A 26,187-nucleotide genomic window follows, 5' to 3' on the forward strand; every position below is an offset into this window, starting at 1 on the left:
GAGCGTTAACGCATTTCCTTCAGGTTAACGACCGCTAACCCGCCTGTCTAGAATCGACTTCATGGCCACCAGAACCGACGCCCCCACCCGCCGCGAGCAGATCCTCAAGGAGGCCGCCCGGCTCTTCGCCGAGCGCGGCTTCCACGGGGTGGGCGTCGACGAGATAGGCGCCGCGGTCGGCATCAGCGGCCCCGGCCTCTACCGGCACTTCCCCGGCAAGGACGCGATGCTCGCCGAGCTGCTGGTCGGGATCAGCGACTCGCTGCTGACCGGGGCGAAGCGGCGGCTGGCGGAGGCGGACGGGGCGGCCGGCTCCCGGGCGGGCACCGGCCCGACGGGGCCGGGGGCGGTCCTCGACTCGCTCATCGAGGGGCACATCGACTTCGCGCTCGACGACCGCCCGCTCATCACCCTGCACGACCGCGAGCTGGACCGCCTCCGGGACGCCGACCGCAAGATGGTGCGGCAGTTGCAGCGGCAGTACGTGGAGCTGTGGGTCGGGGTGCTCCGGGAGGTCTACCCGGCGGTCGCCGAGCCCGCCGCCCGCTCCGCGGTCCATTCGGTCTTCGGCCTCCTGAACTCCACCCCCCACCTGGGCCGCCCCGGCTCCCTGCCCGGCCGCGCGGTGACGGCGTCCCTGCTGCACCGGATGGCCCGGGGGGCGTTCGCGGCGGTGGGGGAGGCGTAGCGGGCGCCCCTCCCCGGGGGCGGGGAGTGACGAGGGTTACCCGCGTCCCGGTCTGGACGCCTTCGGCTACCCGCCGGTACGGTGATATCTGAGCAAGCGCTTAGATATTCGTACCCTGGAGGTGGCGCGGTGCGCCGTACGGTGTTCAACGAGGACCACGAGGCGTTCCGGGAGACCCTCCGCGCCTTCATCGAGGCCGAGGTCGTCCCCGTCTACGACGACTGGTTCGCCGCGGGCCAGGCGCCGCGCGAGTTCTACTACAAGCTCGGCGAGCTGGGCATCTTCGGCATCAACGTGCCCGAGGAGTTCGGCGGCGCCGGCATGGACAGCCACAAGTTCGAGGCCGTCCTCTACGAGGAGACCGCCCGCGCGGGCGTCCAGTTCGGCGGCTCCGGCGTCCACGTGCTGCTCGCCCTGCCCTACATCAACATGCTGGCCACCGACGAGCAGAAGAAGCGCTACCTGCCGAAGTTCGTCACCGGCGAGGAGATGTGGGCCATCGCGATGACCGAGCCGGGCACCGGCTCCGACCTCGCGGGCATGAAGTCCACCGCCAAACTCTCCGAGGACGGCACCCACTACGTCCTCAACGGCGCCAAGACCTTCATCACCGGCGGCGTGCACGCCGACCGCGTCATCGTCTGCGCCCGCACCGACGCGCCCACGGCCGAGGACCGCCGCCACGGCATCTCCCTGTTCGCCGTGGACACCAAGTCCGAGGGCTACTCGGTCGGCCGCAAGCTCGACAAGCTGGGCCTGCGCACCTCCGACACCGCCGAGCTGGCCTTCGTCGACGTCAAGGTCCCCGTCGAGGACCTGCTCGGCGAGGAGAACAAGGGCTTCTCCTACCTCGGCCACAACCTGGCCTCCGAGCGCTGGGGCATCGCCTTCGGCGCCTACGCGCAGGCCAAGGCCGCCGTCCGGTTCGCCAAGCAGTACGTGCAGGACCGCACCGTCTTCGGCAAGCCGGTCGCCCACTTCCAGAACACCAAGTTCGAGCTGGCCGCCTGCCAGGCCGAGGTGGACGCCGCCGAGGCCGTCGTCGACCGCGCGACCGAGGCCCTGGACGCCGGCGAGCTGACCCCCGCCGAGGCCGCCAGCGCCAAGCTGTTCTGCACCGAGGTCGCCCACCGCGTCATCGACCGCTGCCTCCAGCTGCACGGCGGCTACGGCTACATGAACGAGTACCCGATCGCCCGCCTGTACGCGGACAACCGCGTCAACCGCATCTACGGCGGCACCAGCGAGATCATGAAGTCGATCATCGCGAAGAACATGGGCCTGTAGACCACAGGTCATGAGCGAAGCACTCCAGTCCCTCCTCGACCTGCTCGACCTCGAGCGGATCGAGGAGGACATCTACCGCGGCCGCTCCCGGTCCGCCGTCGTCCCCCGGGTCTTCGGCGGACAGGTGGCGGCCCAGGCCATGGTCGCCGCCGGCCGCACCGTCCCCGGAGACCGGCACGCGCACTCCCTGCACGCGTACTTCCTGCGCCCCGGCGACCCCGGCGCCCCCATCGTCTACAACGTCGACCGGCTGCGCGACGGCCGCTCCTTCACCACCCGCCGCGTCGTCGCCGTCCAGCACGGCAAGCCGATCTTCACCCTGTCGGCGTCCTTCCAGACGTACGAGGAGGGCCTGGACCACCAGGCCCCGATGCCGTCCGCACCGGACCCGGCGACCCTCCCCACCGGCGAGGAGCGGCTGCGCGGCTACCCGCACCTGCCCGCCGAGACGGTGGAGCGCTTCCTGGAGGCCCGCGCCGCCGTCGACCTGCGCTACGTCGACGACCCGCCCTTCGGCGACTTCGGCACCCCGCGCGAACCGCACTCCCAGGTGTGGTTCCGCACCAACGGCAAGCTCGCGGACGACCCCCTGCTGCACGTCGTCCTCGCCACCTACGTCTCCGACATGACCCTGCTCGACTCGGTCCTGCTCGCGCACGGCCGCGGCGGCTGGGCCGTCGGCGACGTCGTCGGGGCCTCGCTGGACCACGCCATGTGGTTCCACCGGCCCTTCCGCGCCGACGAATGGCTGCTGTACGACCAGCAGTCGCCGTCCGCGTCCGGCGGCCGGGGCCTCGGCCAGGCCCGCATCCACACCCAGGACGGGCGGCTCGCCGTCTCCGTCGTCCAGGAAGGCGTGGTCCGCGTCCCTCGGGAACACTGAGGGGCATGGCGGACACAGGGGACACGGCCGGAGCGAAGAAGAACGGCGACAGCACCTTCACGGTCCTCGTCGCCGCCTTCGCCAATCTGGGCATCGCCGTCGCCAAGGCGGTGGCCGGCGTGATCAGCGGCTCCAGCGCGATGCTGTCCGAGGCCGCGCACTCGGTCGCCGACACCGTCACCGAGGTGCTGCTGCTGACCTCGCTCAAGCGCAGCGTCCGCCCCGCCGACGAGGACCACCCCCTCGGCCACGGCCCCGAACGGTACATCTGGGCGCTGCTCGCCGCCGTCGCCACCTTCGTCGGCGGCGCCGTCTTCTCCCTCTACGACGGCATCCACACCCTCACCCACGGCGAGGACCTCGGCGACCCGCTGGTGTCGTACATCGTCCTGGCCGTGGCCTTCGTCCTGGAGGGCTACTCGCTGCGCACCGGCCTCAGGCAGGTCCGCGGCGAGGCCGCCCACCACCGGGTCTCCTTCGGGCGCTACCTGCGCCGCACCCCCGACACCGCCGTGAAGGCCGTCGTCATGGAGGACTCCGCCGCGCTGGCCGGCCTGCTGCTCGCCGCGGGCGGACTGCTCGGCGGACAGCTCACCGGCTCCGGCGTCTGGGACGCCGTCGCCTCGCTGTGCATCGGCGCCCTGCTGCTGTACGTCGCCTGGGTGCTGGGCCGCTCCAACGCCGAGTTCCTCGTCGGCCGCCCCCTGTCGCGCTCCGTGCGGGACCGGATCCGTGCCGAGCTGGTGGCCGTCGAGCACATCGAGGCCGTACTGGAGCTGACCACCCTCGTGCAGGGGCCGCGGGAGGCGCTGGTCGCCGCCAAGGTCGACTTCCGGGACGTGTCGACGGCGGCGCAGATCGAGTGGGCGTGCGAGCGGGCCGAGCAGCGGCTGCGCGAGGAGTTCCCGATCGTGCGCCGGGTCTATCTGGACCCGACGCCGGGTTTCGCGCAGCGCCGCACGGAGGGGCTGAACCCGTGGCCGTAGGAGCGCGGGCTACTTCAGCCCGGCCTCCGTCAGCAGGTACGCCGTCATCGGGTCGTAGTAGCGCGGGCTGACCACGTGGTCGTCCAGCGGCACCGCCACCTGGAGGGTGCCCTCGGACTCGGCGAGGAAGAGGGCCGGGTCGTTGCAGTCCGCGTAGCCGACCGAGTCCACGCCGTGCTGGGCGGCGTAACCGGCCCAGCCGTGGTCGGCGACCACCAGGTCCGGCAGCGGGCGGCCCTCGCGCTCCAGGCCGGTCAGGATCGCCTTCATCGGCTCGCCCGAGTGGGTGTGCCACAGCGAGGCCCCGTGCTCCAGCACCGAGACGTCCGCGAACTGCTGGACGTACCCCTCCTCCGTGGTCAGCCCCTCCGGGATCACGACGATCTCGCAGCCCGCGTCGCGCAGCGCGGCGGCCGTGGCGCGGTGCACGTCGAGCAGCCCGCCGGGGTGACCGGTGGCGAACAGCACCCGCTGCCCGCCGTCGGCCGCCTTGCGCAGCCGCCCCGCCATCCGCTCCAGCGCCGAAATGGTCAGCTCGGGATCGATGGTGTCCTGGCCGTACCGGTGCTCGGGGTCGTCGTTGACGCCGACCCGCTCCGCCATCACCGCGAGCACGTCCTGCTCGTCGCTCCAGCGGTCGCCCAGCTCCAGACCGAGCCAGAAGCCCCGGTCGCCGTTCGCCAGCTTCCGGTAGTGGGAGAGGTTGTTCTCGCGGGGCGTGGCGACGTCGCCCGCGATACGCGTTCTGACGAGGTGCTCGGCGAGTTCGGCGCGGCTGGGTGTCCCGGGTATCGGCATGGCTCCATTGTGAGGCAGCCCCGGTCCGGACAGCAGCCGGTCCCGGCGGGATAGCCGATTCCACCAGTCCCCGGCACGCGTATGGACGGAATGTACATGTCGCGGCGGCAATTGGGCCATCTAGTCTGCGACGACCGGCTGCCCCGCTCACCAGTACAGTCGGACGGCAGCAGTACATACGCGACGAAGCGTAAGAAGGAAGGCAGTGCATGAGCAGCAACGAGACGCCCCGCGGTCCCGTCGACTCCTCCCGGATCCCGCGGTACGCCGGGCCCGCGACCTTCGCCCGGCTCCCGCGCCTGGACGAGGTCGGCGCCGCCGACGTCGCCGTCGTGGGCGTGCCGTTCGACTCGGGCGTCTCCTACCGGCCCGGCGCCCGCTTCGGCGGCAACGCCATCCGCGAGGCCTCCCGCCTGCTGCGCCCCTACAACCCGGCGCAGGACGCCTCCCCCTTCGCCCTCGCCCAGGTCGCGGACGGCGGCGACATCGCCGTGAACCCGTTCAACATCCACGAGGCCGTCGAGACGATCGAGGCCGCCGCCGACGACCTCCTCGGCACCGGCGCCCGCCTGATGACCCTGGGCGGCGACCACACCATCGCCCTGCCGCTGCTCCGCTCGGTCGCCAAGAAGCACGGCCCCGTCGCCCTGCTCCACTTCGACGCCCACCTGGACACCTGGGACACCTACTTCGGCGCCGAGTACACGCACGGCACCCCCTTCCGGCGGGCGGTGGAGGAGGGCGTCCTCGACACCTCCGCCCTCTCCCACGTCGGCACCCGCGGTCCCCTGTACGGCAAGAAGGACCTCACCGACGACGAGAAGATGGGCTTCGGCATCGTCACGTCGGCGGACGTCTACCGCCGCGGCGCCGACGAGATCGCCGACCAGCTCAGGCAGCGCATCGGGGACCGCCCGCTGTACATCTCCATCGACATCGACTGCCTCGACCCCGCCCACGCCCCCGGCACCGGCACCCCCGAGGCCGGCGGCATGACCTCCCGCGAGCTGCTGGAGATCCTGCGCGGCCTGGCCTCCTGCAACCTGGTCTCCGCCGACGTCGTCGAGGTGGCTCCCGCCTACGACCACGCGGAGATCACGTCGGTGGCCGCGTCCCACACCGCCTACGAACTGACCACGATCATGTCCCGCCAGATCGCCGAGGCGCGTACGAAGTGACCCACGACCACGACCTGGTGCTCCGTCCGACCCCGGCCCAGACGGAGGCCGCGCTGAATCCTCCCCCCGGCCGCACCGGCGGGGACCTGGTCGTGGAGTCCCTGGCCGCGCTCGGCGCGACCACCGTCTTCGGCCTGCCCGGCCAGCACGCCCTCGGCGTGTTCGACGCCCTGCGCCGCTCCGACCTGCGCTACATCGGCCTGCGGGTGGAGAACAACGCCGGGTTCGCCGCCGACGCCTACGGCCGGATCACCGGCGAAGCGGCCCCGCTGCTGCTGTCCACCGGTCCGGGAGCCCTCACCTCCCTGGCCGCGCTCCAGGAGGCGCGGGCGGCCTCCGCGCCCGTCCTGGCGATCAGCAGCCAGGTCCCCGCGGCGGGCCTCGGCGGCGGCCGCCACGGCTACCTGCACGAACTCCCCGACCAGGCCGCGTCCTTCCGCGGCGTGGTCAAGTCCGTGCACACCGCCCGCACCCAGTCCCAGATCCCGTCCGCGATCGCGGAGGCCTGGACGTCGGCACTGACCGTCCCGCACGGCCCGGTGTGGGTGGAGATCCCGCAGGACGTCCTCCTGGCCGAGACGGCCATCCCGGTCGTGACCGGCGGCGACACCTTCCCCGAGGAACTGCCCCCGCGCCCCGAACTGACGGCCGTCGCCGCCGACCTGCTCACCCGCGCCGAGCGCCCGGCGATCATCGCGGGCGGGGGAGTGGTCCGCGCGGACGCCGCCAAGAAGCTGCGGCAGCTCGCGGAGCGGCTCCAGGCCCCCGTCGTCACGACCTTCGGCGGCAAGGGCGCCTTCCCCTGGACGCACCCCCTCTCCCTCCAGTCCTGGCTGGAGGACCGCCACACGACGGACTTCCTGGAGGACGCCGACGTCCTCCTCGTGATCGGCTCGGGCCTCGGCGAACTCTCCTCGAACTACCACACGTTCACCCCCCGCGGCCGGGTGATCCAGATCGAGGCCGACCTCGGCAAGCTGGAGTCCAACCACCCGGCCCTCGGCATCCACGCCGACGCCCGCCTCGCCCTCCAGGCGCTGCTGGAGACGGTGGAGGAGCCGCGCACGGACCCGACCGCCCCGGAACGCGTCCGCGAGGTCCTGGACAAGGTCCGCGCACGCGTCGCCGCCCAGGAACTCACCCTGGAGCAGGACGTCCTGGCCGCCGTCCGCAAGGCCCTCCCGTCCCGCGCCCCCTCCTTCTGGGACATGACCATCCTGGCCTACTGGGCGTGGTCGGCCTTCGACCCCGGGGCCCCGAACACCATGCACTCCGCCCAGGGCGCCGGCGGCCTCGGCTACGCCTTCCCGGCGGCCCTGGGCGCCGCGGCGGCCGACCCCACCCACCCGGTGCTTGCGGTCTCCGGCGACGGCGGCGCCCTGTACTCGATCGCCGAGCTGGCCACCGCCCGCCAGTACGGCCTGAACGTCACCTGGCTCATCGTCGACGACGGCGGCTACGGCATCCTGCGCGCGTACATGACCGACGCCTTCGGCACTCCGACGGCCACGGCGACGGACCTGCCGGGCCCCGACTTCGTCGCCCTGGCGGAGTCGTTCGGGGTCCCCGGCGTACGCACCAGTCCCGAGACCCTGGCACGGGACCTCGCGAAGGCACTGACGACTCCGGGCCCGTCGGTCGTCGTGCTCCCCGCCGTCCTGAGGATGTTCGCGCCGACGCACGCGGACTGAAACCCTGTGCCGCCGCCCGCCCGGGAGCCTAGGATCGGGAGTCGGCCGTAGGGGGGACCGTGGATCCGGAGATCGCCGCACTGGCGGGGACGGCGGGCACGACCGTCGTCACGCTGATGGTCACGAACGCCTGGGAATCGGCGAGGGACGGCATGGTCGCCCTGTGGCGCCGTTTCCAGCCCGCCAGAGCCGAGAGCGTCGGTGAGGAGCTGGAGGCGGGCCGCGAGGAACTGCTCCTCGCCCGTGAGGCCGGTGACGACGAGGCCGAGGCCGGGCTGACCGCCGAATGGCAGGGACGCGTACGGCGCCTGCTGCTCGCCCGGCCCGAAGTCGCCGACGAACTGCGCGTCCTCCTGGACGAGTTGGCGCCGTCGATGCCGGAGGAACCGGATGCCCGGCACGTCCACCTGCGGGCCCGCGCGTCGGGCAGTGCCCGGATCTACCAGGCCGGGCGCGACCAGCACATCACCGAACGATGAGCGTCCCGAGGCCGATGGAGGGCCGCGCCTCGGGCAGCGCCCGGATCTACCAGGCCGGTGGCGACCAGTACATCGAGGAACACGTCCACCACCACGCCCCGGGGTCGGCCCCGCTGTTCGGACACCCGTGGACGGGCCCGGCCGAACCCCGCGAGGCCGCTCCCGACTCCGTCCGCATGCCCCTGGTCGGTCGCGCACCCCGTGTCCTGCGGGACCGCACCGACCTCATGGAGCGTCTGCGGGCCGCCGTGGCCGGACCCGGCAGCGACATCCAGGTCCTGCACGGCATGGGCGGCTGCGGCAAGACGGCCGTCGCGCAGGCCCTGTTCACCGAGGCCGTACGGGACCACGGTCGCGTCGGCCTGTGGGTCAACGCCTCCGAACGCGTGTCCCTGCGCGCGGGCATGCTCGCCGTCGCCGGTGACCGCGGTGCCACCGCCGGCGAACTGGCCGCCGCGGCCGGCGGCCGGCGCGCCGCGGCCGACCTGGTCTGGCACTACCTGGACCGCTCGGCGCAACCCTGGCTGCTGGTCCTCGACAACGCCGACGACCCCGCCGTCCTGGAGGAGGGCTCCTGGCTGCGTCCGAGTCCCTCGGGGACGGTGCTGGTGACCACCCGGCACGCGACCTCCTCGCTGTGGCGCGCCCCGGCGACGAGCAGTCACCGGCTCGGGGTGCTGCCCCTGGAGGACGCGACCCTGGTCCTGCGTGACCTGGCTCCGGACGCGGGCACGCGTGAGTCCGCACGGAAGGTCGCCCGGCGCCTGGGCTGTCTGCCGCTGGCGTTGACCCTGGCCGGGGCGCATCTGGCCCACCAGTTGCTGGAGTCGTGGTCCATGGACGAGTACGACCGGAAACTGACCGAGGAGTCCACGGCCCTGGTCGACCGGGGGGCGTCGGCGACCGGCGGCGGACAGTCCCGCCACCTCGTGGGGCGCACGTGGCAGCTGTCGCTGGACGGCCTGGCGGAGCGCGGCCTGCCGGAGGCCACGGCCCTGCTGCGGCTGCTGTCCTGCTGGGCGGCGGACCCCGTGCCGCTGTCCCTGCTCATGCCGGCGGCACAGGGCGGGGTCGGCCTCGAAGACCTCGATCCGCCGCTGGCCGCGCCCCGGGTCGAACCCGCCCTGCGCGCGCTCCTCGACCACTCGCTGATCGAGATGGTGGAGACGGACGGGCACCGCTGCGTGAAGGCCCACGGGGTCCTGCTGGACAGTGTCGCCGGGAGCGTGCCCGACGCGGAGCGCGCACTCCTGGCGGCTGCCGCGGGCGGGTTGCTGCGGGCCGCACTGCCGCCGGAGGGCGCCGCGTCACCACGGGCCCGCTCCCAGGTCCGGCTCCTGGCGCCGCACGCGACCGGTCTGCTGCACCGCTCCCACCGCCACGACCTGGTGACGGCGGAATCCGTGCGGCTGGCGGTCCGTCTCGCGCGGCTGGTGTACGAGGCGGGGGACTGGACCGCCGCGCTCGCCCTGGCCTCCACCGCCGCGAAGACGGCCGCGGAGCACCTGGGCGCCGAGCACCCGGTCACCATCGAAGCCCGGTCGGGCCAGGGCACCGTCCTGTTCCGACTCGGCCGGTACGCCGAAGCCGCCGGCCTGCTGCGGCCGGTCCACCAGGAAGCGCTGCGCACGCTCGGCCCGCACGACGAGCGCACCCTGGACGCGGCCTACGAACTGCAGCGGGTGCTGCACCGCCTGGGAGACCTGGCGCACGCGCGTACGCTGCTGGACACCGTCCTGGACGGCCGCCGCCAGGCGCTCGGCGAGGACCATGTCGCCACCCTCAAGACCCGCTGCGAGCTGCTGGAACTCCGTCTCGCACAGGACGAGTTCGACGGCTACACGACGGCGGCCGGGGAACTGGCGGGGGAGTGCGAACGCCGTCTCGGCCCCGAGCACCTGGTGACCGTGTGGGCGCGCGACGCGCTGGCGCGAGGGCTCCTGCGCTCCGGCCGGGGCGCCGAGGCCGAGGAGCTCTTCCGCCGGGTGCTGGCCGGACAGCGGGCGGGGTACGGGGACGACCATCCCCTGGTCTACGGGGTGCTCATCCAGCTCAGCCGCGCCCAGTACGCGCAGGGCAAGCGGGAGCGGGCCGCCGAGAGCGCGCGCGAGGTGGCCGAGGGGCGGGCCGTGATCCTGGGCGAGGACCACCCCGAGACCGTCGCGGCCCGCGCCTGGTACACCGAGGTCCTGGCGACGCCGCCCGCGCCGGACGATCTCGTGGGCTGACCGCCTACCAGATCGACTCCACCCACTCCGGGTGGTCGACGAACGGGTTGCGGTTGTGCTGGTAGTCGTCGTAGATCACCTGGTTGCGGTGCTCCTCGAAGGCGTCCGGCGGGTCCTCGTCGTTCCACGCCTTCAGCACCGGGAGCTTGCCGATGTACGGGTTGCTGCCGTTGTCGACCTGGCCGTTGACCTCCAGGTCGGCGAAGCCGTCGCCGCCCTCGTAGCGGACCGCCATGTAGAAGATCATGCGGGCCACGTCGCCCTTGACGGCGTCGCGGGGCTCGAAGGAGTCGGAGTCGGTGAGGCTGCCGCCGCCCTCGCTGACCGCGCTGCCGCCGTTGTCGAAGTCCTTGTTGCCCCGGACGCTGTTGACCCGGACGTCCGAGGGGCGCAGGTGGTGGATGTCCGTGCCGGGTCCGGTCGAGGTGCCGAAGTCGCCGTGGGACTTGGCCCACACGTGCTCGCGGTTCCAGTCCCCGGTGTCGCCCCCGTTGAGCGACTTGCTGCGGGAGACGCCCGAGTAGAGCAGGATCACGTTCCCGCTGTTGTCCGGGTCCTCGTCGGTGGCCTTGAGCGCGTCCCAGACCGCCGAGTACGACAGCTTCGTCTGGTCGCTGATGATGGTGTGGAGGGACGACTTGAGGCTCGCGCCGGTCTTGCCGATCGCGTCCTTGTAGTACGTCGAGTCGTAGTCCGTGTTCGTCGTCGATGCGGTCGATGCGGTCGTCGTGGTCGCCGTGGCCGGGGTAGCGGTCAGCGAGGGCGCGGCGACCGCGGCCAGTACGGCGGCCGTGGCGAGGGCCGCTGCCTTCCGGCGGCGGGTGCGTATCGCGAGCATGTGGGGTGTCCGATCTACGCGTGTGGAGTCCTGCGGTAGATCGAGCGTGACATGGACATGTAGGAGGTGGGGTGGACGGAGAGTGTCGATTGCGTGACGACGTCGCGCGCCGGGACCGGCCCGCCGTCACCCGATCAGTTCGGGGTAGGCCTCCTTGAGTTCGGCGAGCTGGGCGCGATGGCCGGCGTTGAATTCGGCCAGCCCGCGCTTGCCGAGGTTCTTGTCGAAGGCGGCGCTCTGCCTGGGCACCAGGGCGGGCATCGCGCGGAACATCTCGCCGACCGCCTTCGCGTGCCGACCCTTCTGGAGGGTGGCCACCAGGTCGTTGAAGAGGTCCAGCTTCAGGGCCTGGACGCGTTCCCTCGGACTGTCCTGCCCTGCCAACTCCTCGTCGCCGACCGGCTTCGGCCCGGAAGGCTCGGTGAGGGACTTCAGTACCCGCATCGTCGCGTACAGCCGACCGGCCAGCTTGTGGCCGCTTTCGTTCTGCTCCGGCATGGCTCAATACTTGCCGTCGGTACGCCGCCGAACCCTGACCTTCGCAAAACGGCCAACTCTTGGCCATTCCTCCTGCCTATGGTTTCGGCCATGCGTCCGAGAATGCTCCGCACTTCCCTCGCCACCCTCACCGCGGGCCTCGCGGCGGCCGGCTGCCTGGTCGCCGCCGGACCGGCCGCCGCCGCGCACGACGGGCCGCCCCGGCACGCCTGCTCACCCGCCGTCTCCCTGACCGGTTACTCCGACGCCCTCGACAAGACGACGTACGACGGCACGTATGTCGGAAACCTCTCCGCCCTGGCCCCCGACCGGCGCGGCGCCCTGGCGGCTCTTTCCGACCGCTCCTCCCTCTTCCGGCTGGACGCGCGCACCCTGAAGCCGCGGGACGTGATCCCGCTCGCCGACGAGAACGGCGCCGCCCTCGACGCGGAGGGACTGGTCGTGGACCGGGACGGCACGTACCTCGTCTCCTCCGAGACCGAGCCGTCCGTCCGCCGCTACTCGCACACCGGCGAGCTGCTCGGCCGTCTGCCCGTGCCCGACGACCTGCGCACCGCTCCCGAGGGCCGGGCCAGGGCCAACGGCAGCTTCGAGGGGCTCACCCTCCTGCCCGGCGGCCGGACCCTGCTCGCCTCCATGGAGTACCCGCTCGACGGCGACCCCGCCGACCTGGTCCGTTTCCAGACCTGGCAGCGGACGCGGCACGGCGAGTTCCGGCTCGGTGCCCAGTACACCTACTGGACGGACCCCGGTCTCGGCGTCTCCGAGGTCACCGCCACCCCCGACGGGCGCCTCCTCGTCCTGGAGCGCGGTTTCACCGCCGGCGTCGGCAACACCGTCCGCCTCCACCTGGCCGACCGGCCCGGCCGCGGCACCGCACTGCCCAAGCGGCTCCTCGCCGACCTCGTCGACTGCCCCGCGCTCGGTGCCACGGCCGAGCAGCCCCAGCCCAGTCCCCTCCTCGACAACTTCGAGGGGATGGCCGTGACCGGACGCTCCGGGGGGCGTACGGACGTCCTCGTCGTCAGCGACGACAACCAGAACGACGTACAGACCACCCGCTTCCTCAGGCTCCGCGTACGCGTCTGATCACCCGGCCGATCGTTGCGGCGGGATGAAATCCCCGCTCGCCCGTGTTGGTGCCTTCCGGTAGATCAGGTGAGCAGGACGACGACCGGAGGGCACGGCGTGGACGCGCAACGGGGATGGGTACGACGACTGGCGGGGTACGCCTGGCGCAACCCCAAGGACGTCGTCCTGGCTCTCGGTGCCTCGCTGGGCGGCATGGCCGTCATGGCCTTCGTCCCGTTGATCACCAAGGTGATCATCGACGACGTGATCGGCGACAAGACCCGGGACATGGCCGTCTGGGCCGGTCTGCTGATCGGCGCCGCGCTCGTCGTCTACGTCCTGACCTACATCCGCCGCTACTACGGCGGCCGGCTCGCCCTCGACGTCCAGCACGACCTGCGCACCGACATGTACGGGACGATCACCCGGCTGGACGGGCGGCGGCAGGACGAGCTGTCCACGGGGCAGGTGGTCGGGCGGGCGACCAGCGACCTCCAGCTGATCCAGGGCCTGCTCTTCATGCTCCCGATGACCATCGGGAACGTCCTGCTCTTCCTGATCTCGCTGGTGATCATGGCGTGGCTGTCCCTGCCGCTCACCCTGGTCGCGCTGGCCGTCGCGCCCGCCCTGTGGTTCATCGCCCGCCGCAGCCGCACCCGGCTGCACCCCGCCACCTGGTACGCGCAGGCGCAGGCCGCCGCCGTCGCCGGGGTGGTCGACGGTTCGGTGAGCGGCGTACGCGTGGTGAAGGGCTTCGGGCAGGAGGAGCAGGAGACCGGGAAGCTCAGAGAGGTCGGGCGCAAGCTCTTCGCGGGGCGGCTGCGCACCATCAGGCTGAACGCCACCTACACCCCCGCCCTCCAGGCCGTACCCGCGCTCGGCCAGGTCGCCATGCTCGCCCTCGGCGGCTGGCTGGCCGTCCGCGGGCACATCACCCTCGGTACCTTCGTCGCCTTCTCCACCTACCTCGCCCAGCTGGTCGGCCCGGTCCGCATGCTCGCCATGGTGCTCACCGTCGGCCAGCAGGCCCGGGCCGGCACCGAGCGCGTGCTGGAGCTGATCGACACCGAGCCGGCCATCGAGGACGGCACCAAGACCCTGCCGGCCGACGCGCCCGCCACCGTCGAGTTCGACGACGTGGCCTTCGGCTACGACACGGGCGACGGGGAGCCGCGGCCCGTCCTGGACGGGCTCTCCTTCGAGATCCGCGCCGGGGAGACCCTCGCCGTCGTCGGCTCCTCCGGCTCCGGCAAGTCCACCGTCTCGCTGCTCCTGCCGCGCTTCTACGACGTGACGCGCGGCGCCGTCCTCGTCGGCGGCCACGACGTGCGCGAGCTGACCCTCGACTCGCTGCGGGCCGCCGTCGGCCTGGTGCCCGAGGACTCCTTCCTCTTCTCCGACACCGTCCGCGCCAACATCGCCTACGGCCGCCCGGACGCCACCGACGAGGAGGTCGAGGCCGCCGCGCGGGCCGCCCAGGCCCACGGGTTCATCACGGAGCTGCCCGACGGCTACGGCACGACCGTCGGCGAGCACGGGCTGACCCTCTCCGGCGGCCAGCGCCAGCGCGTCGCGCTCGCCCGGGCGATCCTCACCGACCCCCGGCTGCTGGTCCTCGACGACGCCACGTCCGCCGTGGACGCCCGCGTCGAGCACGAGATCCACGAGGCGCTGAAGCAGGTCATGCGGGGCCGCACCACGCTCCTCATCGCCCACCGCCGCTCCACCCTCGGCCTCGCCGACCGCATCGCCGTCCTCGACCGCGGCCGCCTCGCCGACCTCGGCACCCACGAGGAGCTTCAGGAGCGCTCCGCCCTCTACCGGCGGCTGCTCACCGACCCCGACGAGCTGGGCGGCGTCTCGCCCGGCCACACCCGCCCCGCCGAGAAGACCGAGGACACCTCGGTACGCGACGAGCTGGACGCCGAGTTCGACGCCGAGCGCGGGGTCACGCCCCGGCTGTGGACCGGTGACCGCGCCCCCAAGGACACCGCGCTGGCCGGCACCCCGGCCACCCCGGAGCTGCTCGCCCAGGTCGACGCGCTGCCCCCGGCGGACGGCACCCCGGACATCGACGAGGCACAGGCGGTGCGCCCCGAGTCGTCGTACGGCCTGCGGCGTCTGCTGCGCGGCTTCCGCGCCCCGCTGCTGATCAGCCTCGCCCTGGTGGCGGTGGACGCGGGCATGGGCCTGCTGCTGCCGGTGCTGATCCGCAACGGCATCGACGACGGCGTCACCCAGGCCGCCCTCGGCGCGGTGTGGGCGTCCTCGCTGCTCGGCCTGGTCGCCGTCCTCGCCCAGTGGGCGGCGCAGACCGGTGAGATCCGGATGACCGGGCGGACCGGCGAGCGGATCCTGTACTCGCTGCGCCTGAAGATCTTCGCCCAGCTCCAGCGGCTCGGCCTCGACTACTACGAGCGCGAGCTGACCGGCCGGATCATGACCCGGATGACGACGGACGTGGACGCGCTGTCGACGTTCCTGCAGACCGGACTCGTCACCGCCTTCGTCTCGGTCGTCACCTTCTTCGGCATCATGGTCGCCCTGCTGGTGATCGACGTCGAACTCGCCCTGATCGTCTTCGCGACCCTGCCGCCGCTGATCATCGCCACGTACTTCTTCCGCAAGGCCAGCGTGAAGGCCTACGAACTCGCCCGCGAGCGGGTGTCCACGGTCAACGCGGACCTCCAGGAGTCGGTCGCGGGCCTGCGGATCGTGCAGGCCTTCCGGCGCGAGCGGGACGGCGGCCGGCGGTTCGCCGAGCGCAGCGACAGCTACCGGCAGGCCCGCATCCGCGGACAGTGGCTGATCTCGGTCTACTTCCCGTTCGTGCAGCTGTTGTCGTCGGCCGCGGCCGCGGCGGTGCTGGTCGTGGGCGGCGCGCGGATCGACGACGCGACCCTGACCACCGGCGCGCTGGTGGCGTACCTGCTCTACATCGACCTGTTCTTCGCACCGGTCCAGCAGCTCTCCCAGGTCTTCGACGGCTACCAGCAGGCGTCCGTCTCGCTGGGCCGCATCCAGGAGCTGCTGCGCGAGCCGACCTCGACGCGGGCCGCCGAGAAGCCGTCCGAGGTCACCGCGCTGCGCGGCGAGATCGCCTTCGAGGACGTGCGCTTCCGGTACGGCGACGACGAAGCGGCCCTCACCGGCATCGACCTGCGCATCCCCGCCGGGCAGACCGTCGCCTTCGTCGGCGAGACCGGCGCGGGCAAGTCGACCCTGGTGAAGCTGGTGGCCCGGTTCTACGACCCGACCGACGGCCGGGTCACCGTCGACGGGCAGGATCTGCGCGACCTCGACCTCACCTCCTACCGGCACCGGCTGGGCGTCGTCCCGCAGGAGGCGTACCTCTTCCCCGGCACCGTCCGCGACGCCATCGCCTACGGCCGTCCGGACGCCACCGACGCCCAGGTGGAGGCGGCGGCGCGGGCGGTCGGTGCGCACGAGATGATCGCCACGCTCACCGGCGGCTACCTCCACGAGGTCGCCGAGCGGGGCCGCAACCTCTCCGCCGGGCAGCGGCAGCTGATCGCGCTGGCCCGCGCCGAACTGGTCGACCCGGACGTGCTGCTCCTCGACGAGGCGACGGCGGCCCTCGACCTGGCCACCGAGGCCCAGGTCAACCAGGCCACCGACCGCATAGCCGGACGCCGTACCACGCTCGTCGTCGCCCACCGGCTGACCACGGCCGCCCGCGCGGACCGTGTCGTCGTCATGGACGGCGGCCGGGTCGCCGAGGACGGCACGCACGACGAACTGCTGGCCCTCGACGGACGGTACGCGCGGCTGTGGCGGACCTTCGTCGGCGCGGCCGAACCGGAGGAGCCGGTCGGCGCGCTGCACTGACGGGCGCGTCCGACGGGTGCGTCCGACGGGTGCGCGCAACCGTGCGACAGGTGTCCCGCGTCCGTACATCCGTACGTCGTCAGTGATCGCCCTACGGAGGAGGACCGCAGTGGGCCGGGCCGGTGCCGCAACTCGCCGTCGGCTGGCGCTCGGCACGGCCGTGCTGAGCGCCGCCGCGCTGCTCGCCGTCGCGATGCCGCAGGAGGCGCAGGCCGCCACGGGGTGCCCGGGCCGCAAGGTGCGCACCCTGTCCTTCGCCACCGGATCCGTCCTCGTGTACAAACGCGGCGGCTACGTCTGTGCCGTCACGCTCCCCAAGAAGCCGGGCACGAAGCGGCAGATGTCCGTCGGCGTGCAGGCCCGGGGCGGCCGGGCGGTCGTGGACTCGGGCCGGTTCGCCTACCGCGCCGGACCGGTGACCGTGCACGCCGGAAACCGCTGCGTGCGGGTGACCGGCAAGGTGGCCAAGTCCTCGGTCGGCTCGGGCTGGATCCTCTGCTGACTCTGGTGTCGCGGGAGTTGCTCCGATAGCTTCCGGCGGACATCAGTTTCACAGGGAGGGTGCATGCGCAAGGCGCTCAGATGGCTGCTGGCGCTCGTGGTGCTCATAGGCACCGTCAGCACGGCGGGGGCGGCCACCGCCGCCGAGCCGAAGGCCGTCGACATCAAGGACCGGCTGCTGTCCATACCGGGCATGAGCCTGATCGAGGAGAAGCCGTACACCGGCTACCGCTTCTTCGTCCTCAACTACACCCAGCCGGTGGACCACCGGCACCCGTCCAAGGGCACGTTCCAGCAGCGGATCACCGTGCTGCACAAGGACGTGAACCGCCCGACGGTCTTCTACACCGGCGGCTACAACGTCTCCACGAACCCCAGCCGGCGCGAGCCGACCCAGATCGTGGACGGCAACCAGGTCTCCATGGAGTACCGCTACTTCACGCCGTCCCGGCCCGCCCCGGCCGACTGGTCCAAGCTGGACATCTGGCAGGCCGCCAGCGACCAGCACCGCATCTTCAAGGCCCTCAAGCCGCTCTACTCCAAGAACTGGATCTCCACCGGCGGCTCCAAGGGCGGCATGACCGCCACCTACTACGAGCGCTTCTACCCGCGTGACATGGACGGCGTCGTCGCCTACGTCGCCCCCAACGACGTGGTGAACAAGGAGGACTCGGCCTACGACCGCTTCTTCGCCCGCGTCGGCACCGACGAGTGCCGCGACAAGCTCAACGGCGTGCAGCGCGAGGCGCTGGTGCGCCGGGCGCCGCTGGAGAAGAAGTACGCGGCGTACGCGGCCGAGAACGGCTACACCTTCGACACCATCGGCAGCCTCGACCGCGCCTACGAGGCCGTCGTCCTCGACTACGTGTGGGGCTTCTGGCAGTACAGCACCCTCGCCGACTGCGCCGACATCCCGGCCGACGCCAAGAACGCCACCGACGACGCGATCTGGGGCTCCGTCGACGCGATCTCCGGCTTCTCCGCCTACACGGACCAGGGCCTGGAGACGTACACGCCGTACTACTACCAGGCGGGCACCCAGCTGGGCGCGCCGACGATCCACTTCCCGCACATCGAGAAGAAGTACATCCGCTACGGCTACCAGCCCCCGCGCAACTTCGTGCCCCGCTCGATCCCGATGAAGTTCGAGCCGTGGGCGATGCGGGACGTCGACACCTGGGTGCGGCACAACGCCCGGCACATGCTGTTCGTGTACGGCGAGAACGACCCGTGGGGCGCCGAGCGCTTCCGCCTCGGCCACGGCGCGCGTGACTCCTACGTCCTCACCGCGCCCGGCATGAACCACGGTGCGAACGTGGCCGGTCTGGTGCCCGACCAGAAGGCGCGGGCCACGGCGCGCATCCTGGACTGGGCGGGCGTCGCCCCGGCCAAGGTCCAGGAGAACCCGTCGGCGGCCAGGCCGCTGGCGACGTTCGACGCCAGGCTGGACCAGCGGGACGTCGAGCGCGAGCCGGCGCTGCGCCCGTAGGGCCTGTTCCTCCGGCACGGTGACTGTGTCCGGCCGCTCACAGCGGCCGGGCACAGCCCACCGGGCGCTCGCCGCCGAGCCGGACGTACAGACCGGTCGAGGTCGGGCACTGAGCCCGGGTGGCGACCGCCTCGACCACCTTGAACTGCGGTGCGTACGCGCCCCCGCCGGCGCAGGCCGCCTCGCGGACCTTGCCGCCGCCGATGTCGTGGACGCAGTCGCCGACGACGGTGCGCGGACCTCCTCCGCCGCCCGGATCACCGGGATGTGGCGGCTGCAGCTTGCGCATGCAGGCGTACCCGCGGGACACGGCCCCGTCGCCGTCCTCGTCGCCGGACGGCCGCCGCTCGCTGATGTGCAGGACGAAGTCGGTGGTGGCGGGGCACGGTGGTCCGTTGCCGGCGCGGCCGTCCTCCCGGGCCACCACCCGGGCCGCCGCCCGCTCGCTGCCGCAGGGCACCTCGGTGGGTGCGACCGCGCCGAACGAACTGCACTCGCCCGCCGCCAGGAACACCGCCCCGTACCCGGACGGCCGCACCCCGGCCGCCGCCGTGCCCCGCTCCGCCGGGCCCTGGCAGCCCGTCAGCGGCAGGACGCACAGCGCGGCGCACAGGACGGCGCGCAGTACCGCGCGCGGCGGGGCGTGCCCGCCTGCGGCAGCCCGTCGCTCGCGCATCGTCCCCCCCCGGATCCCCGGTCCAGCGTGGCCCGCGGTAGCGGGCGCACGCCAGACGCGCAAGAGGCTTTGCGCACGGGTGAGGGGGCGCCCCCCGGCGCGTGTCGCAGGCCGCGCTACGACCGGTAGGTCAGCCCGTGTCCGAGCGGGAGGAGCACCGTGTCCGGGTCGTCCGCGCGCACCACCGGCACCGGCAGCTTCCCGCGCGGCCGAACCCGCCCGGCGATCACCCGGGCCGCCGCGCGCACCTCCACGTCGGTCCAGGAGTACGCGGCGAGGAAGGCGGGAACGCCGGGGAGCTGGGCGACGTCGTACGGGTTGCGGACGGCGACCGCGACGACCGGCTTCCCGGTCTCCAGCAGCCGCGTGACCAGGGTGCGCTGGCTGCTGCCCGCGGTCACGTTGTACGTGGCGACGACCACCGCGTCGGCGTCCCCGGCCGCCGCGACGGCGCGGTCGATCACGGCGGCGGAGGGCGCGGTGCCGGTGGACAGGGCGGTGGCCGTGAAGCCCAGCTCCGTCAGCGCGCCCGCGAGTACACCGGTGGGCGGCCCGGTCGTGCCCGACGGCGAGGCCGGATCGGCGCCCACCACCAGCAGCCTGCGGTGTGCGCGGCGCGAAAGCGGCAGCAGCCGCTCCTCGTTGACCAGCAGCGTCGTGGTCCGCTCCGCGATCCGGTCGGCCGCGGCCAGGTGCGCCCGGGTGCCGACGGTCCGGTCGACGTCCCGGCGGCTGGTGTACGCGTCCCGGAACAGCCCCAGCTTGGCCTTCAGCCGCAGCACCCGCAGGATCGATTCGTCCAGCCGTGCCTCGGTGAGTTCGCCCTCCCGTACGGCCGCCAGGACGGCGTTCCAGGCGAGCGGCAGGTCCGGCGGGTTGAGCAGCTGGTCGACACCGGCCTTCAGCGCCAGCACCGGCACCCGAGCGTCGCCGTACTTCGTCCGCACGCCCTCCATGCCGAGGGAGTCGGTGACCACGACCCCGTCGTATCCCAGCTCCTCGCGCAGGATGCCGGTGAGGATCGGACGGGAGAGGGTGGCCGGGTCGCCGGAGTCGTCGAGCGCCGGGACCATCAGGTGGGCGGTCATGATGGCGTCGATGCCGGCCTCGACCGCCGCGCGGAAGGGCGGCGCGTCCAGCTCCTCCCACTGCTCCCGGGTGTGCGTGATGACCGGGAAACCGGTGTGGCTGTCGGTGGCGGTGTCGCCGTGCCCGGGGAAGTGCTTGGCGCACGCGGCGACGCCCGAGCGCTGGTACCCCGTCACCTCCGCCGCCACCAGCTCCGCCACCGCGTCCGGGTCGGCGCCGAAGGACCGTACGCCGATCACGGGGTTGGCCGGGTTGACGTTCACGTCGGCGACGGGGGAGTAGTCCTGGCGGATGCCCAGGGCGTGCAGCTCGGCGCCCGCGATCCGGCCGAGCGTACGGGCGTCGGACCGCGACCCGCCCGCCCCGACGGCCATCGCGCCGGGGAAGAGGGTGGCGGGCTCGCCCACGCGGGCCACTATGCCGTGCTCCTGGTCGGTCGAGATGAGCACGGGCAGACCGCGCGGCTGCTCCAGGGAGGCCTTCTGGATGCCGTTGGACAGGTCGGCGATCTGGTGCGGGTCGCGGGTGTTGTGCGCCCAGGCGAAGTAGATGATGCCGCCGACCCGGTACCTGGCGACCAGCTCGGCGGCGGTGCGGACGCCGATCTCCTCGAGGTTGGCGTCGATGTCGGCCTGGTCGGGGTCGGTGGCGGAGTGGCCGTAGACCCGCATGACGAAGAGCTGCCCGACCTTCTCCTCCAGCGTCATGCGGGAGATCAGGCCGCGGAGCGTGTCGTCGTCGGGCCCGCGGGCGTCGGCGTAGGCCGTACCGCCCCCGGCCGCGAGGGCCGCGGTGACGACCGCGGTGGCGGTGAGGACGCTACGTCTGGAGGGCTGTGCGGTGCTTCCCGTGCCGGCCGTGCTGCTGTGGTGCACGTGCGCTCCTTCCGGAGAGCTGGTGAAGGAAACTGCCAAGGAGTCACCAATATCCGGGAAGTTTCTGCCAGTCAAGGGACCGCACACGAGTCGCCCGAAGCGAGGCGAGGCGCCCGCCGGGGCCGTGAGTGCGGCCAAGCGCTGGGAAGGCGCCTGCCCTCTGAGGACCCGCCGGGCGGGCGGCCGGTGCGGGGTCAGGCGTGGGCGGCGGCCTGGCGTGGCGGGCCGGTGCGGGCCGCGACCGTCGGCCAGTGGGCCCGGAGTGTGCGGACCGTTTCCGCGATGGCCGGGCGGCGGGCCGCGCCCGTGCGCCACAGGGCGTACAGCCGCCGTACCGGCATCGGGTCGAGCGGCACCTCCACCACTCCCGCCGGGAGCGGGCCGCGCCCCAGCCGGGGAATGAGGGCGACGCCGAGGCCGGCCGCGACCAGCGCGACGAGGGTCGGGTTCTCGTCGGCCTGGTGGACGATGTCCGGCTCGTGCCCGGCACCCCGCAGCGTCCGCATCAGCCAGTCGTGGCAGACCCGCCCGGGCGGCTGGCAGATCCACCGCTCCCCGCCCAGCTCGTCCCGCCGCACGGCCGTCCGGCCCGCGAACCGGTGGCCCTCGGGCACCAGCAGGTCGCACAGGTCCTCGCCGACCGGCGCCTGCTCCACCCCGGCCGGGGCCGGCAGCGGGGCGATGTCCCAGTCGTGGGCCACCACCAGATCCACGGCGCCCTTGGCCACCAGGTCCACGGACAGGTGCGGGTCGACCTCGGTGAGCCGCGCGTCCAGCCCGGGATGCCGTACCGCCAGGTCGGCGAGCACGGACGGCAGCAGCCCGCGCGCCGCCGACGCGAACGCGGCGATGGTCAGCCGCCCCGACGGCACCCCGCGCCGCTCCTCCAGCCGGGTCTCCGCCCGCTCCACGATGGCCAGCAACTCCGCCGCCGCCTCCACCAGTTGCCAGGCCTCGTCGGTGAGCCGGACCCCGCGCCCCTCCCGTTCGAGGAGCACCGTCCTGGTCTCGCGCTCCAGCTTGGCGATCTGCTGCGACACGGCGGACGGCGTGAACCCGAGCGCGGCGGCGGCCGCTCCCACCGTCCCGTGCACGGACACGGCGTGCAGGGCGCGCAGGCGCTGGAGGTCGAGCATGACGGCTCCCGAGAGCGAGACGAGGGCAGGGGCAGAGGCAGAGGCAGGGGCAGGGGCGGGGGCAGTGCTGAAGCATTAGCAGTGCTTCATCCAACCATGCATCAATCATCGCTGGTGCTGAACGGTCCTTTCGGCCGATCCTCGACGCATGCGACCTTCCCACCTCCTCCTCGCCGTGCTCGTCGCCGCCGTCTGGGGCGTGAACTTCACGGTCATCGAGATCGGCCTCGACCACTTCCCGCCGCTCCTCTTCTCCGCCCTGCGCTTCCTGGCGGCCGCGCTGCCCGCCGTCTTCCTGGTCGGCCGTCCCAAGGCCGCCCGGAAGTGGATCGTGGCGGTGGGACTGGTGCTCGGCGTGGCCAAGTTCGGCCTGGTCTTCGTGGGCATGGACGCGGGCATGCCCGCCGGACTGTCGTCCCTCGTCCTTCAGATCCAGGCCGTGTTCACCGCCGTGATCGCCGCGGCGGTCCTCGGCGAACGCCCCTCCCGCGTCCAGGCCCTGGGCATGCTGGTCGCACTGGGCGGCATCGGCGTGGCCGCGGTCGACGAGGGCACCTCGGGCCCCCTGGGCGCGTTCCTGATGGTCGTCGGCGCGGCGGCGGCCTGGGGCGTGTCCAACGTCCTGACCCGCAAGGCGTCCCCGCCGGACGCGCTGAACTTCATGGTGTGGGTCTCCACCGTCCCCGTGCTCCCCCTGCTGGCCCTCTCCCTGCTCACCGAGGGCCCCGGCGAGGACCTCGCGGCCCTGCGCGCCCTGGACTGGCAGGGGGCGGGCACGATCCTCTTCGTCGCCTGGGTCTCGACCGTCTTCGGCTTCGGCGCCTGGGGCTGGCTGCTGCGCCGTCACCCCGCCTCGACGGTCGCGCCGTTCTCCCTCCTGGTCCCGGTCTTCGGCATGTCCTCGGCCGCCCTCTTCCTCGGCGAGTCGGTGACCCCCCTGCGCTGGTGCGCGGCGGCCCTGCTGGTGGGCGGGGTGGCGCTGACGACGCTCACCGCCCGCAGGCGGGTGCCGGGGATCACCGTGCGCACCTCCCCGGAATTCGCTGGACGGCTCCCCGTCCCGGCTGAAGAATCCGGCCGGTGACATTCACCCTGAAGGCCCCGGTCCTCGAAGGCGCGCTGGTACGACTGGAGCCGCTGGACCAGCGGCACGCGGCCGACCTGGCGAGGGCGGCGGCGGAGGACCGGGCCACCTACGCGTTCACGTGGGTCCCCGGGCCCGACGAGGTCGGCGCCTACATCGACTTCCAGCTGGCCAGGGCGGCCACCGGACGGCTGGCGCCCTACGCGCAGGTCTCCCGCGCCACCGGCCGCGCGGTCGGCACCACCGCCTACTGGGAACCGCGTTCCTGGCTCACCGACGACGCGCTCGACGCCGTCGAGGTCGGCTTCACCTGGCTGGCCCGCTCCGCGCAGGGCACCGGCGTGAACGCCGAGGCCAAGCTGCTGCTGCTCCGCCACGCCTTCGAGGTCTGGGAGGTGTCCCGCGTCGACCTCAAGACCGACGCCCGCAACCAGCGCTCCCGCGCCGCGATCGAGAAGTCCGGCGCCCGCTTCGAGGGCGTCCTGCGCAACTGGTCCCGCTCCTCGGTGCCGGGCGAGGAGGGACGGCTGCGCGACTCCGCGATCTACTCGATCACGTCGGCGGAGTGGCCGGAGTGCGCGAAGCGGCTGGAGCACCGGGTGCGATCGGCGGTCGCACGGCCGGCACCGGCGTCGGCCGCGCTCACGCCGCGTCCGTGAGCAGCCGGGCGAGGTGTTCGCGGCCCGTGCCCAGCAGCTCGGGCAAGGGGGCGGCCGCCTCGTACCACCGCTTCTCGTACTCCCAGCACAGCCAGCCGTCCCAGCCGTGCCGGGACAGCACGTCCACCACCTCGGTGAGCGGCAGCACCCCCGCGCCCAGCGCCAGCGGCGTGGTGTCCTCGGCGGAGGCGATGTCCTTGACCTGGACGTAGCCGAGGTGCGGGGCAAGCGCCGCGTAGGTCTCGGAGGGCTGCTCGCCGCCCAGCCAGGTGTGCATCACGTCCCACAGGGCGCCGGCCCGCAGATGCCCGACCGGGCCGAGGACACGCATCGCGTCGGCGCCGGTGCGGTGCGAGTCGTGGGTCTCCAGCAGGATGCTCACGCCGCGCTCGGCGGCGTACTCGGCGGCGGTGCCCAGCCGCCGGGCGGCCGTCGCGTCGGCCTCCTCGGCACTCTGCTCGGTGCCGCCGCCGGGGAAGACCCGGACGTAGGGGGCGCCCAGGTCGCGGGCGAGGTCCAGCAGGCCGCGGATCTCGGCGAGGACCGGTTCGTCATCGCCGGGCGCGGCGACCCGCGCGTACCCCGCGAGCCCCAGCGGCTCGACCCCGGCCGCTCTGAACTCCGCCGCCACCGCGGCCCGTTCGTCCGGACCCAGGCCGGGATGGACCGGTTCCTCCGGGTGGGCGCGCAACTCGACACCGTGGTAGCCGTGCGTGGTCGCGAGCCCCAGCACGTCGGTCAGGGGCAGTCCGGGAACACCGAGAGTGGAGAACGCCAGCTTCATGCCCACGGAGCGTACCCGCGATCATGCGGTTCACCTGTCGACGCGGGCCGGTATTCTCAGCCCGCACCCATGAGGACGCCGGCCGCCACCATCAGCCCGTCCGGCGCTTGAGGACGAGGCCGTCCAGGCCGAAGCGGGGGTCCGGGGGCGGCAGCCCCCAGCAACGCCCGCCCCGACGCGGGCCACCGCGAGACCGGCGGTCCGTTCAGGACCGCGGCCCTCCGGAGGACCCCCGCACCATCAACTCCCCCCGCACCGTCGCGATCCCGCCCACCGGCGCGTCCTCCCGCCCCATCGCGACCCGCCCCGCCCGCGCCCCCGCCTCCGCCAGCGGCAGCCGGACCGTCGTCAGCGCGGGCACCGCGTCGATGCTGAACGGCAGGTCGTCGAAGCCGGCCACGGACACGTCGTCCGGGATCCGCAGCCCCGAGTCGCGCAGCGCCGCGCAGGCGCCCAGCGCGACGGTGTCGTTCGCGGCGACGACCGCGGTCAGCGTCGGGTCCCTGCGCAGCAGTTCCAGCGTCGCCTCGTAACCGGCCTCCCGGTCGTAGCGGCCGTGGACGGTCCAGCGGGGGTCCTCCTCGATGCCGTGCGCGGCGAGCGCGGTGCGGTGCCCCTCCAGCCGGTGCCGCGTCGTGGTCCGTTCCTCCGGACCCGCGATGTAGCCGAGCCGCCGGTGCCCGAGCCCGATCAGGTGCTCGGTCAGCTCCCGGCCGCCCCCGCGGTTGTCGAAGGTGAGCGCGATCGCCCCGGTGTCCGGCGCCGGCGGCCGTCCGCACAGCACCACCCGCGTCCCGGCCTCGACGAGCCTGCGCAGCTTCGCCGCCACGGCCGCCTGGTGGGTCTCGTCCTCCATCGCGCCGCCGGTCAGCACGACCGCCGCCGCCCGCTGGCGCTGCAGCAGCGTGAGGTAGGTCAGCTCGCGCTCCGGGGTGCCGCCGGTGTTGCAGACCACGGCGAGTCTCTCGCCGCCCGCTCTGCCGCCGGGCCCGCCGATCTCGGACTGGACGGCGCCGGCCATGATGCCGAAGAACGGGTCGGCGATGTCGTTGACGAGGATGCCCACCAGGTCGGACGTGGCCGCCGCCAGCGCGCTCGCGGGGCCGTTGAGCACGTAGTCCAGCTCGTCGACGGCCTTGAGCACCCGCTCCCGGGTGGAGGCGGCCACCGGATAGTTGCCGTTCAGCACGCGCGACACCGTCGCGGGGGAGACCTGGGCGCGGGCCGCCACGTCCGCCAGTGTCACCGTCATGTCCTCGTCCTCCGCATCGCGCGTGTGCCGAACGCCGTCCCGGGTGACCTTACGGCCACCGCCCGCCGACGTTCGCCCCCTCGAACAACTCGCCCCGGCCGCGGTCTTGTCCAGACCACCGGTCACAGGCTAGCTTCGTTCTACATAGAAAGCGCTTGCTGTACGGCT

22 protein-coding genes are annotated in these 26,187 nt (G+C 73.1%); 14 read left to right on the forward strand and 8 right to left on the reverse strand.

The genetic code is table 11. From position 1 onward, the window contains the following. Positions 1-61: 61 nt before the first annotated feature. From R2E43_RS24335 to R2E43_RS24350, 4 genes are all read left to right on the forward strand, one after another. Positions 62-688 (forward strand): SACE_7040 family transcriptional regulator, encoded by a 627-nt coding sequence (locus tag R2E43_RS24335; RefSeq protein ID WP_121709926.1) that lies wholly within the window; start codon positions 62-64, stop codon positions 686-688. Between the two features lie 129 nt (positions 689-817). Further along, on the forward strand, positions 818-1,975 hold the full coding sequence (locus tag R2E43_RS24340) for an acyl-CoA dehydrogenase family protein (RefSeq protein WP_011028577.1): 1,158 nt from the start codon (positions 818-820) through the stop codon (positions 1,973-1,975). 10 nt (positions 1,976-1,985) lie between these two features. Beyond that, positions 1,986-2,858: an acyl-CoA thioesterase gene (locus tag R2E43_RS24345; RefSeq protein ID WP_011028576.1), complete on the forward strand. Its 873-nt coding sequence runs from the start codon at positions 1,986-1,988 to the stop codon at positions 2,856-2,858. Positions 2,859-2,863: 5 nt separating this feature from the next. Further along, positions 2,864-3,844 carry a cation diffusion facilitator family transporter gene (locus R2E43_RS24350; RefSeq protein WP_106517215.1) on the forward strand — a complete coding sequence of 327 codons (981 nt, stop codon included), beginning with the start codon at positions 2,864-2,866 and terminating at the stop codon, positions 3,842-3,844. A gap of 9 nt (positions 3,845-3,853) precedes the next feature. Here R2E43_RS24350 and R2E43_RS24355 read toward each other — a convergent pair whose 3' ends face one another. Then, a complete protein-coding gene (locus R2E43_RS24355; RefSeq protein ID WP_003976029.1) occupies positions 3,854-4,642 on the reverse strand; it encodes a phosphatase in 789 nt (262 codons plus the stop codon). 209 nt (positions 4,643-4,851) lie between these two features. On the opposite strand from R2E43_RS24355, the gene speB reads away from it, so the two are divergent. The 4 genes from speB to R2E43_RS24375 are packed head-to-tail and all read left to right on the forward strand — an operon-like array spanning position 4,852 to position 10,218. After that, the gene (gene speB / locus R2E43_RS24360) at positions 4,852-5,820 is read left to right on the forward strand and encodes an agmatinase (protein ID WP_003976030.1); all 969 of its coding nucleotides are present in this window, start codon (positions 4,852-4,854) and stop codon (positions 5,818-5,820) included. Beyond that, positions 5,817-7,511 carry a thiamine pyrophosphate-binding protein gene (locus tag R2E43_RS24365; protein WP_030866521.1) on the forward strand — a complete coding sequence of 565 codons (1,695 nt, stop codon included), beginning with the start codon at positions 5,817-5,819 and terminating at the stop codon, positions 7,509-7,511. Before speB ends, R2E43_RS24365 begins: the two co-directional genes overlap by 4 nt. Positions 7,512-7,570: 59 nt before the next feature. Beyond that, entirely contained in the window at positions 7,571-7,990 is a 420-nt protein-coding gene (locus R2E43_RS24370) for a hypothetical protein (protein WP_003976032.1), read from the forward strand. Beyond that, positions 7,987-10,218: a tetratricopeptide repeat protein gene (locus tag R2E43_RS24375; protein ID WP_332056557.1), complete on the forward strand. Its 2,232-nt coding sequence runs from the start codon at positions 7,987-7,989 to the stop codon at positions 10,216-10,218. The genes R2E43_RS24370 and R2E43_RS24375 overlap by 4 nt, the downstream gene beginning before the upstream one ends. Positions 10,219-10,222: 4 nt before the next feature. On the opposite strand, the gene R2E43_RS24380 is transcribed toward R2E43_RS24375, so the two are convergent. Both R2E43_RS24380 and R2E43_RS24385 read right to left on the reverse strand, forming a co-directional pair. Next, positions 10,223-11,056, reverse strand: a complete 834-nt coding sequence (locus R2E43_RS24380; RefSeq protein WP_003976034.1) for an endonuclease I family protein — start codon at positions 11,054-11,056, stop codon at positions 10,223-10,225. A gap of 126 nt (positions 11,057-11,182) precedes the next feature. Continuing rightward, on the reverse strand, positions 11,183-11,554 hold the full coding sequence (locus R2E43_RS24385; protein ID WP_011028571.1) for a hypothetical protein: 372 nt from the start codon (positions 11,552-11,554) through the stop codon (positions 11,183-11,185). Positions 11,555-11,644: 90 nt separating this feature from the next. Here R2E43_RS24385 and R2E43_RS24390 point away from each other — a divergent pair, with 90 nt between their 5' ends. The 4 genes from R2E43_RS24390 (at position 11,645) to R2E43_RS24405 (ending at position 18,464) form a co-directional block, all read left to right on the forward strand. Next, entirely contained in the window at positions 11,645-12,643 is a 999-nt protein-coding gene (locus tag R2E43_RS24390; RefSeq protein WP_332056558.1) for an esterase-like activity of phytase family protein, read from the forward strand. A 99-nt stretch (positions 12,644-12,742) separates the two neighbouring features. Then, complete coding sequence (locus R2E43_RS24395; RefSeq protein WP_189283095.1) at positions 12,743-16,474, forward strand: ABC transporter ATP-binding protein; 3,732 nt, start codon at positions 12,743-12,745, stop codon at positions 16,472-16,474. 109 nt (positions 16,475-16,583) lie between these two features. After that, positions 16,584-16,976 carry a hypothetical protein gene (locus tag R2E43_RS24400; protein ID WP_003976038.1) on the forward strand — a complete coding sequence of 131 codons (393 nt, stop codon included), beginning with the start codon at positions 16,584-16,586 and terminating at the stop codon, positions 16,974-16,976. A 63-nt stretch (positions 16,977-17,039) separates the two neighbouring features. Further along, on the forward strand, positions 17,040-18,464 hold the full coding sequence (locus R2E43_RS24405; RefSeq protein ID WP_011028568.1) for a S28 family serine protease: 1,425 nt from the start codon (positions 17,040-17,042) through the stop codon (positions 18,462-18,464). A gap of 37 nt (positions 18,465-18,501) precedes the next feature. On the opposite strand, the gene R2E43_RS24410 is transcribed toward R2E43_RS24405, so the two are convergent. The 3 genes from R2E43_RS24410 to R2E43_RS24420 all read right to left on the reverse strand — a co-directional run bounded on the left by R2E43_RS24410 (position 18,502) and on the right by R2E43_RS24420 (position 22,240). After that, positions 18,502-19,140: a hypothetical protein gene (locus R2E43_RS24410; RefSeq protein ID WP_332056559.1), complete on the reverse strand. Its 639-nt coding sequence runs from the start codon at positions 19,138-19,140 to the stop codon at positions 18,502-18,504. A gap of 116 nt (positions 19,141-19,256) precedes the next feature. Further along, positions 19,257-21,104, reverse strand: coding sequence for a glycoside hydrolase family 3 protein (locus R2E43_RS24415; protein WP_093456197.1), 1,848 nt, complete (start codon positions 21,102-21,104; stop codon positions 19,257-19,259). A gap of 194 nt (positions 21,105-21,298) precedes the next feature. Then, positions 21,299-22,240 carry a LysR family transcriptional regulator gene (locus R2E43_RS24420; RefSeq protein WP_011028565.1) on the reverse strand — a complete coding sequence of 314 codons (942 nt, stop codon included), beginning with the start codon at positions 22,238-22,240 and terminating at the stop codon, positions 21,299-21,301. Positions 22,241-22,388: 148 nt separating this feature from the next. Here R2E43_RS24420 and R2E43_RS24425 point away from each other — a divergent pair, with 148 nt between their 5' ends. Both R2E43_RS24425 and R2E43_RS24430 read left to right on the forward strand, forming a co-directional pair. Beyond that, positions 22,389-23,324 (forward strand): EamA family transporter, encoded by a 936-nt coding sequence (locus tag R2E43_RS24425; RefSeq protein ID WP_003976044.1) that lies wholly within the window; start codon positions 22,389-22,391, stop codon positions 23,322-23,324. Beyond that, the gene (locus R2E43_RS24430; RefSeq protein WP_319121410.1) at positions 23,321-23,983 is read left to right on the forward strand and encodes a GNAT family N-acetyltransferase; all 663 of its coding nucleotides are present in this window, start codon (positions 23,321-23,323) and stop codon (positions 23,981-23,983) included. The genes R2E43_RS24425 and R2E43_RS24430 overlap by 4 nt, the downstream gene beginning before the upstream one ends. Here the strand turns inward: R2E43_RS24430 and R2E43_RS24435 are convergent. Both R2E43_RS24435 and R2E43_RS24440 read right to left on the reverse strand, forming a co-directional pair. Beyond that, positions 23,967-24,767 (reverse strand): sugar phosphate isomerase/epimerase family protein, encoded by an 801-nt coding sequence (locus tag R2E43_RS24435; RefSeq protein ID WP_003976046.1) that lies wholly within the window; start codon positions 24,765-24,767, stop codon positions 23,967-23,969. The genes R2E43_RS24430 and R2E43_RS24435 overlap by 17 nt on opposite strands. 205 nt (positions 24,768-24,972) lie before the next feature. Beyond that, positions 24,973-26,019 (reverse strand): LacI family DNA-binding transcriptional regulator, encoded by a 1,047-nt coding sequence (locus R2E43_RS24440; RefSeq protein ID WP_003976047.1) that lies wholly within the window; start codon positions 26,017-26,019, stop codon positions 24,973-24,975. Positions 26,020-26,187: the final 168 nt, after the last annotated feature.

Origin of the sequence: Streptomyces violaceoruber (genome assembly GCF_033406955.1) — a bacterium.
Taxonomy (GTDB): Bacteria; Actinomycetota; Actinomycetes; order Streptomycetales; family Streptomycetaceae; genus Streptomyces; species Streptomyces violaceoruber.

Coding starts and splice junctions, on each gene's coding strand:
- R2E43_RS24335 (WP_121709926.1), top strand. CDS start 62: ATGGCCACCAGAACCGACGCCCCCACCCGCCGCGAGCAGATCCTCAAG.
- R2E43_RS24345 (WP_011028576.1), top strand. CDS start 1,986: ATGAGCGAAGCACTCCAGTCCCTCCTCGACCTGCTCGACCTCGAGCGG.
- R2E43_RS24350 (WP_106517215.1), top strand. CDS start 2,864: ATGGCGGACACAGGGGACACGGCCGGAGCGAAGAAGAACGGCGACAGC.
- R2E43_RS24355 (WP_003976029.1), bottom strand. CDS start 4,642: ATGCCGATACCCGGGACACCCAGCCGCGCCGAACTCGCCGAGCACCTC.
- speB (WP_003976030.1), top strand. CDS start 4,852: ATGAGCAGCAACGAGACGCCCCGCGGTCCCGTCGACTCCTCCCGGATC.
- R2E43_RS24375 (WP_332056557.1), top strand. CDS start 7,987: ATGAGCGTCCCGAGGCCGATGGAGGGCCGCGCCTCGGGCAGCGCCCGG.
- R2E43_RS24380 (WP_003976034.1), bottom strand. CDS start 11,056: ATGCTCGCGATACGCACCCGCCGCCGGAAGGCAGCGGCCCTCGCCACG.
- R2E43_RS24385 (WP_011028571.1), bottom strand. CDS start 11,554: ATGCCGGAGCAGAACGAAAGCGGCCACAAGCTGGCCGGTCGGCTGTAC.
- R2E43_RS24390 (WP_332056558.1), top strand. CDS start 11,645: ATGCGTCCGAGAATGCTCCGCACTTCCCTCGCCACCCTCACCGCGGGC.
- R2E43_RS24405 (WP_011028568.1), top strand. CDS start 17,040: ATGCGCAAGGCGCTCAGATGGCTGCTGGCGCTCGTGGTGCTCATAGGC.
- R2E43_RS24410 (WP_332056559.1), bottom strand. CDS start 19,140: ATGCGCGAGCGACGGGCTGCCGCAGGCGGGCACGCCCCGCCGCGCGCG.
- R2E43_RS24420 (WP_011028565.1), bottom strand. CDS start 22,240: ATGCTCGACCTCCAGCGCCTGCGCGCCCTGCACGCCGTGTCCGTGCAC.
- R2E43_RS24425 (WP_003976044.1), top strand. CDS start 22,389: ATGCGACCTTCCCACCTCCTCCTCGCCGTGCTCGTCGCCGCCGTCTGG.
- R2E43_RS24435 (WP_003976046.1), bottom strand. CDS start 24,767: ATGAAGCTGGCGTTCTCCACTCTCGGTGTTCCCGGACTGCCCCTGACC.
- R2E43_RS24440 (WP_003976047.1), bottom strand. CDS start 26,019: ATGACGGTGACACTGGCGGACGTGGCGGCCCGCGCCCAGGTCTCCCCC.